Below are 6,881 nucleotides of genomic sequence, written 5' to 3'. Positions count from 1 at the left end.
CGGATGATTCTCCCCTCTCTTGCCTGCTCCAGAAACAATTCACCCATGTAGTCGTGCACCAGATCCGGGATCACCACGGTGCGGGCGCGATGGTTTTTGGTGCTGCTCTCCACGATCCCCTGGCCCAGCACCGAGCTGCGGGAGTGTTGCACCGTCACGGCTCCGCCGCCGTGCAGATCGTTCCAGCGCAGGGCGCACAGTTCGCCCCGGCGCATTCCGGTGGCAATGGCGGTCAGATAAAATACCCGGTAGAGCAGTGGTTCCTGCAAAATGCATTGCAGCAGCTTGCGCATCTCAAACTCGTCGGGAATGCGCTGCACCTTCTTTTCCACCCGGATGTCCCGTACCCGATGGGCGGGGTTGTAGAGCAGAATGTCGTTCCGCTTCGCGTCCTCCAGCACCGCCGAGACCGTTTGGAGGTACTTGCGCACCGTGACTTCACACACCGGTTCGCCGTTGCGCTTTTTCCGTTTGCGCAGCTCCGCACACATTTCTTCCAGAATCAGCGGCCGGAGCTTATTCAGCGTCACCCCGCCGATGTACGGATAAACGACCTCCAGCTGGCGCTTGTACCCTGCCAGAGTACTGGGCTTATAATGGGTCTGTCGTGTAAGCCAGCTCTCAGCGTACTGCTCAAAGGTGGTGCGGTCGTCCTCATCCATCCCACATCGGTACCGTTTTTCCATTCGCTCGGCTTCGGCATGGACATATTGCATTACACTGCGCTTGGGAATCTCCCTGGGCACGTCGATGGTTCGGCTCTGCATCCGCTTTTGTCCTCCGGGGCGGTACCCGTTGCAGACGGTGATCTTGAACTTTCGATCGCCCCTCTGCTGAATTGACGCCATTGGCATCCTCCTCTCAAATCACTTGCCGACAGCCGGTGCTGACAACGGAGCTTTGAAAACTTTTTCTTTTGCAAATCGGGCCAAAAGGATTTTTTCAAAAAGCCCGTTGCCACCGTTTCCGAACACCGAAAAGCCGCTTGTTTCCGCCATTTTCTCCGGCAACGGGCGATGGCAACGAAGAGAAGCCTTCTCCCCGGAACAGAATATCTCGGGAGGGCCGATCCTCTTTGTTGCCGCGTTTTGCCCGGCCCAGTTGCCGGGTTACGCCCGTTCCCAGCCTTTTTGCCGTCCGTAGGGACTGGGGAAATGTCGCGGGTTGGAAAAGGCTTTCCAGCCGGTGATGGTGTTGTTCATGATGTCGTTGATCTCGCGGATGTCCCGCTGTTTCGGTTCCTCGACCCCACGCCCCAGCGCTTCCCGGAACAGCTGACGGGAGCAAACGATGCGCTCTCCGCACCGGTCCAGGTAGTCGGCAATGAGCCCGGCCTTGGTGTCCTCGGGCATGAAGTCCCGCTGGTGCTGGCGCAGGTAGTCCTCCATCTCCCGGCTGAAGCAGAGCCGGAAGTCGCCAGAGCGATAGATTGCCATGGCCTGCGCCCACACCTGGGCCAGATAGGCCCGGGTGGCCGCCTCGTCTTCCAGCACGTGAATCTCCGCCCGATCAGGGTGCACCAACACCGGCACGAACCGTCGGTTGCCGGTACGGTCCAGCGGCAGAAAGTCCAGCGTGTTGGATGAGCCGCAGAACACGCATTGGCGCAGCCGGTCGGCGGGATGGGTCTCGTAGGGGACCTTGTAGGTCTCCTTCTGCCGGCTGAGAAAGGCTTTGATCTCCTCGATGCTTTTTGCATTGGCTGTGGCGATCATCTCGGACATCTCGATGATCCAGTGTCCCTGCATTTTGCGGTACACGTTCTCATCGTCCAACCGTTTCAGATCGTCGGAGAACCAGTCGTCCTGGCCCGCCAACAGACGAAAGAAGGAGGACTTGCTCGACCCCTGGCCGCCCACCAGGCAGAGCATGAGCTCGAACTTGCAACCCGGCTCGAACACCCGGCTGATGGCGCCCAGCAAGAACAGCCGCAGGGCGGTTTTGGTGTAGGCGTCCTCGTCCGCGCCCAGAAAGCGATGCAGGCAGTGCCGGATACGGTCTTCCCCGTCCCACATAAGGGAGTTGAGGAAATCCCTAACGGGATGGTAGCGGTTTTCATTGGCCACCACCATGACCGCGTCCTGCAGCTTCTTTTCCACTACCAAACCATAGGTCTCCTCGAAGTACATGAGCAGGTACTTGATGTCCACATCGCTCAAGGTAGAGCTCTCCCGGTACCAGCCCAGGGGCTTGACCACATCCACCTGCCCGGTGAGCTGGTTTTTGCAGATGGCGTCCTTCAGGAGCGGATCAGTTTGCAGAATCCTTTTGTAGTTCGCCATGGTGTTGGAAACCCTGCCGTTTTCTGCCCGTTCCAGGCTGAGCGCCACCGTTTCGGCGGGGGTCAGTTCCCGTGGTTCCTTTCGCATTTCATCCGCCAGTATGCATCACCTCCCGCAGCTTTGCCTTTTCCATTCCTGTTCCTTTTCTCGTTCCACATACCTCCTTTTGACATGGCCTTCAACGGGCCTTTATCGTGCACGTTTCAAAGCTCAATGCGCCCGGTTGACTTGCAGCGCGTTTGCTCCGAAACAAACACAGCAAAAATATACGCTCGTTCCGCCGCGGCGCAGTTTCGGTGTTTCACCTTTTCGACGCTCGGGCAAAACGGCAGCAGGGATCTGGGGCCTCCCAGGAAGAGTTGCGTTTGGATATCCAAACGCTATGCTAGCAAAGCTAGACACCCCCTGGGAGAGATATTTTGATGAGTAACATCTATCCCACCACCCCTTATAAGCATAGCAAAAGACAAGTACTATAAACCGGATTATAAGTTCGTTCTGTCATTTTTCTCTCTGTGTTTTCCAAACCTGTTCCAGATACAAAGTGTAGATTTTGGCCTGGAGCCGGCAAAGGATCCTTTCACAGGGCTCCTTGTGCTTGGTTGAGCAGCATCCTAGGGTTCCTTATTGGGGAACCCCGATTATCAAGGAAGCCTAATTAGGCTTCCTTGTTTTCACAACTGGCAGATATAAATAAAAACCACCCGGTAATGCAAAGTTTTAGAAAGGAGCTCTCGCAAAAAGCACTGCACAAATTCAGGCCAAAGATTTCCAGTCCTCAGTTCTCGCAGTCCCGCTATGCATCTCCGCAACCTGATTCTTGCCAATCACAAAATTTCATACTACACTAAAATCAGAAAGCACAAACGCAAAAGGAGGCGTACCATGCCCACCGTATTGATCGACGCAGACGGCTGCCCGGTGGTGGATCTGACCGTCCACCTCTGCCACAGCCGGGGAATACCGGTGCTCATACTTTGCGATACCGCCCACCGCATAGAGCGGGAGGGCGCACAGACACTGGTGTTTGACAAGGGCATGGACAGCGTGGACTTTGCCCTGGTCAACCGCGTGTGCCCTGGTGACATCGTGGTGACCCAGGACTACGGTCTGGCCAGTATGTGCCTGGCCCGCCGGGCCCGGGTGCTGAGCCAGAACGGCCTGGAATATTCCGCCGACAACATCGACGCGCTTTTGGAGCGCCGATGGCAAAACAAAAAGCTTCTCCGGGCTGGCAAACACCCGAAAGAGCCTGCCAAGCGGACGAGGGAGCAGGATGAGACGTTCGCGAAAGCGCTGGCAAAACTGCTGGCAGAAAGCACGCCGCTGTAAAGGCATGCGTCGACATTGCAGAAAGGAAGAGTTGCGAAGTGGATACCTTTGTGGCAGACGGCAAAACCGTGTCTGTGTACCCCGCCGCTGAGCCGGGCGCTCCGGTGGTGTACCTGAACACCTTTGGCGAGGAAGGACAGGCTGTCTTTGACGCTCTGACGGCAATAGGCGGCCCGGCGCTGACCCTGGTGACGATCAGCGGCCTGGACTGGGACCGGGACATGTCCCCCTGGGACAGCCCGGCGGTGTTCAAAATCGCCGCGCCCTTCGCCGGCGGAGCGGATGATTATCTGCGGCTTCTGGCTGAGGAGATCGTTCCCGCCGCGGAACGGCGGCTGCCTAGCACACCTATCTGGCGCGGCATCGCGGGGTATTCCCTGGCCGGGCTGTTCGCGGTGTATGCTCTCTATCGCACGGATGTGTTCTCCCGGGCGGCCAGCGTGTCCGGCTCGCTCTGGTTTCCCGGGTTCAGGGAGTATGTACTTTCCCACACGCCCCTGCGCCAGCCGGACTGTGTCTTTTTCTCGCTGGGCGACCGGGAGAGCAAGACACGGAATCCGGTGCTCCGGACAGTACAGGAAAATACCGAAGCCCTCTGCGAATTTTGCCGGGGCCAGGGCATCCGCACTGTCTTTCAGCTGAACCCTGGCGGCCACCACGACCATCCGGCACAGCGGACAGCCGCCGGAATCCAATGGATCACAAACGGATAAATCGTGCCTGCGCGGCGGTATCGCATACCCCTGCGGCTGTGCTATAATTTCCGTAACGACGCAAAAAGCGGGGTGAGTGTATGGCGGTAGAGAACGGCGAATGGATCATGCGTGGGCCAGATCGGGACGATCCGGCCTGCATCCGCAGCTGGGAGGCGCTGGTGGATTGGATCGACCAGGTGGGCTTTCTTCCTCTGTTCCGCAACGAGATCGAGGGCTTTTCCGCCGAGGAACGCACCTGCCCCTTCGACTGGTGGAGCGGCGATGCGGCCTGGGATCCCTGGGAATGGCGGCAGGTCATCGCCCGCAGCGGACGGGTGGCCTATGGCAAATTCTTCGGCAAAAAAGCCGGCTTCATCTCCCGCAGATGGTTCCCTCATTTTGCCAACTGGCGGCGGGACGGCTATGACTTTGACAGCCGCTGGGAGGATGAGCTGGCCACCGCCCGCCAGAAAAAGATCATGGATCAATTTCTTGAACGGGACGAACTGCTCTCCTTTGACCTGAAGCAATTGGCCGGCTTTGGCAAGGGCGGCGAGAAAAACTTTGAGGGCACGGTCACCGACCTGCAGATGGAGGGGTATCTGCTGATCCGGGACTTTCGCCAGCGCCGGAACAAGCGAGGTCAGCTCTACGGTTGGCCCCGCTCTGTCTACGCCACGCCGGAGGTGCTCTGGGGCAGCGACCACATTGCCTCCGCCTATTCCACCGACCCGGCCCGTTCCCGCGAACTCGTGTTCCAGCAGGTGCAGATCTGCTTTCCCGCCGCCACGGACAAGGCCCTCAGGGCCGTGCTGGGCGGCGGCCGCTGAAAGGAGTTTTTCCCTATGCGCATCCTCATGCTGGGCAACAGCCTGACCTTTGCCAACGATATGCCCCAGATGCTGGCCGCACTGACCGGCGCGGAGGTGGTCCGCCACACCCGGGGCGGAGCGCTTCTGTCGGAGCAGCTGAACCCGGCCACTCGGCTGGGAGCCCAAACGCAGGCCGCACTCGCCGGGGAACGCTGGGATTATGTGGTGCTGCAGGAGATGAGCCACGGCCCCATCTCCTCGCCAAGAAGCTTCTTTTCCAGCGTGGCACAGCTCTGTGAACAGATCCGGGCGAGCGGCGCAGCGCCGGTCCTCTATGCCACCTGGGCCTACCAAAAGGGCAGCGCCAAACTTGCCGCCAAGGGCTGGGACTACGATGAAATGAGCCGGGCTCTGTCCGACGCATATCGGCAGGCGGCCCGGGAGAACCACGCGCTACTGGCGGACGTCGGCCGGCGATTTTACGAACTGACCGACACCCAGGACCTCTACGCCGCCGATGGTGTACACCCCACCGAAGCGGGTTCCCGCCTCGCCGCCCAGGTCATCGCGACCGCCATTCAAACCCATAAGGAGAACGGATATGGTACAAGAGATTTGCAAGGATGTGCTGTTTCTGGCGCGAAAATCTGAACCCGCCACGCCGGACGACCTGCCGGTGGCGGCAGACCTTCTGGAAACACTGAAAGCCCACGCCGACGGCTGCGTGGGTATGGCAGCCAATATGATCGGCGTGGCCAAACGCATCATCGCCTTTGATGACGAGGGGGTCTACCGGGTGCTGTTCAACCCGGAGATCGTAAAGAAAAGCGGCCCCTATGAGGCCGAAGAGGGCTGCCTGTCCCTGACCGGCACCCGCAAGACAAAACGCTGGAAGAGCATCAAGGTGAAATACCAGGACGAGCAGTTCCGCCAGCGGTTCAAGACCTGGAACGGCTGGTCCGCCCAGATCATCCAGCATGAGATCGACCACTGCGAGGGGATCATTATATGAAAAAATGCAGGATCACTGTCATGCGCATCACCCGGTACGAAGATCTGATGGCACGCTACGAAAATCCCATCGAGCACGCCTGTGAGATGCAGGAGGGGCAGGTGTTCATCGCCAACGGCTGGGAGCGGCCGGAGGGCTTTTGCCCCAGTGCCTGGGATACCCTCTCCCCCTTCGTGCTGGCCCTGAGCCACGGCGCGGAAGACTTCTACGAGGGCTGGATGAAAAATCCCCGTTCCGCCATGCTATCCTGCAACGACGGATTCCGTCCGGTGAGCTTTCTGGTTGAGGCGCTGAATGAAGATGCGGACTAAGGAGGAACCACCATGTTTACGAACAAAGTTGCCGTCGTGACCGGCGGCGCCAAAGGCATCGGCAGAGCCATTGTCCAGGAGTTTCGCAAAGCCGGGGCGGCGGTGTGCGTCATCGACCTGCTGCCGAATGAGTATTTTGTGGGCGATGTATCCGACAGGGCGGTGCTGGAAGAGTTTGCCCGTAAGGTCATTGCGGAGCACGGCCATGTGGACTATCTCATCAACAACGCCCTTCCGCTGATGAAGGGCATCGACGCGTGCAGCTGGGAGGAGTTCAACTATGCCCTGCGGGTGGGGGTGACCGCCCCCTTCTATCTGACCAAACTGTTCGCGCCCCATTTTGCGCCGGGGGCGGCGGTGGTGAACATCTCCTCCTCCCGGGACCGGATGAGCCAGCCCCAGACCGAGAGCTACACGGCGGCCAAGGGCGGCATCTC

8 protein-coding genes and 1 pseudogene are annotated in these 6,881 nt (G+C 59.2%); 7 read left to right on the top strand and 2 right to left on the bottom strand.

The features are described 5' to 3' along the window. Together ACH2AT_RS10430 and ACH2AT_RS10425 are read right to left on the bottom strand one after the other, a co-directional pair. The coding region (locus ACH2AT_RS10430) for a tyrosine-type recombinase/integrase (protein ID WP_394965848.1) at window positions 1–848 on the bottom strand (848 nt) is incomplete at its 3' end. A 267-nt stretch (window positions 849–1,115) separates the two neighbouring features. After that, window positions 1,116–2,369: pseudogene (locus tag ACH2AT_RS10425) on the bottom strand (VapE domain-containing protein); the annotation flags it as partial. A 798-nt stretch (window positions 2,370–3,167) separates the two neighbouring features. Between ACH2AT_RS10425 and ACH2AT_RS10420 the strand changes: the two are divergent. The 7 genes from ACH2AT_RS10420 to ACH2AT_RS10390 all read left to right on the top strand — a co-directional run. Further along, the gene (locus tag ACH2AT_RS10420; RefSeq protein ID WP_394965846.1) at window positions 3,168–3,614 is read left to right on the top strand and encodes a DUF188 domain-containing protein; all 447 of its coding nucleotides are present in this window, start codon (window positions 3,168–3,170) and stop codon (window positions 3,612–3,614) included. Between the two features lie 38 nt (window positions 3,615–3,652). Further along, window positions 3,653–4,327: an alpha/beta hydrolase gene (locus ACH2AT_RS10415; RefSeq protein ID WP_394965844.1), complete on the top strand. Its 675-nt coding sequence runs from the start codon at window positions 3,653–3,655 to the stop codon at window positions 4,325–4,327. Between the two features lie 80 nt (window positions 4,328–4,407). Then, window positions 4,408–5,139 (top strand): hypothetical protein, encoded by a 732-nt coding sequence (locus ACH2AT_RS10410; protein ID WP_394965843.1) that lies wholly within the window; start codon window positions 4,408–4,410, stop codon window positions 5,137–5,139. Between the two features lie 15 nt (window positions 5,140–5,154). After that, window positions 5,155–5,772, top strand: coding sequence for an SGNH/GDSL hydrolase family protein (locus tag ACH2AT_RS10405; RefSeq protein WP_394965841.1), 618 nt, complete (start codon window positions 5,155–5,157; stop codon window positions 5,770–5,772). Further along, entirely contained in the window at window positions 5,723–6,133 is a 411-nt protein-coding gene (locus tag ACH2AT_RS10400) for a peptide deformylase (RefSeq protein WP_394965839.1), read from the top strand. Before ACH2AT_RS10405 ends, ACH2AT_RS10400 begins: the two co-directional genes overlap by 50 nt. Beyond that, window positions 6,130–6,444, top strand: coding sequence for a TIGR04076 family protein (locus ACH2AT_RS10395; RefSeq protein WP_394965837.1), 315 nt, complete (start codon window positions 6,130–6,132; stop codon window positions 6,442–6,444). Before ACH2AT_RS10400 ends, ACH2AT_RS10395 begins: the two co-directional genes overlap by 4 nt. A gap of 12 nt (window positions 6,445–6,456) precedes the next feature. Continuing rightward, a partial coding sequence (locus ACH2AT_RS10390; protein ID WP_394965835.1) for an SDR family NAD(P)-dependent oxidoreductase occupies window positions 6,457–6,881 on the top strand: 425 nt, incomplete at its 3' end.

The sequence above is a fragment of the Candidatus Allofournierella excrementigallinarum genome (genome assembly GCF_944388085.1).
Lineage (GTDB): Bacteria > Bacillota > Clostridia > Oscillospirales > Ruminococcaceae > Allofournierella_A > Allofournierella_A excrementigallinarum.
The sequence above is the reverse complement of the archived record's forward strand: the minus strand, read 5'-3'. Positions and strand labels throughout refer to the sequence as shown.

Excerpts from the sequence above, each read along its gene's own strand:
- ACH2AT_RS10420 (WP_394965846.1), top strand. The coding sequence starts at position 3,168 with ATGCCCACCGTATTGATCGACGCAGACGGCTGCCCGGTGGTGGATCTG.
- ACH2AT_RS10400 (WP_394965839.1), top strand. The coding sequence starts at position 5,723 with ATGGTACAAGAGATTTGCAAGGATGTGCTGTTTCTGGCGCGAAAATCT.
- ACH2AT_RS10410 (WP_394965843.1), top strand. The coding sequence starts at position 4,408 with ATGGCGGTAGAGAACGGCGAATGGATCATGCGTGGGCCAGATCGGGAC.
- ACH2AT_RS10405 (WP_394965841.1), top strand. The coding sequence starts at position 5,155 with ATGCGCATCCTCATGCTGGGCAACAGCCTGACCTTTGCCAACGATATG.
- ACH2AT_RS10395 (WP_394965837.1), top strand. The coding sequence starts at position 6,130 with ATGAAAAAATGCAGGATCACTGTCATGCGCATCACCCGGTACGAAGAT.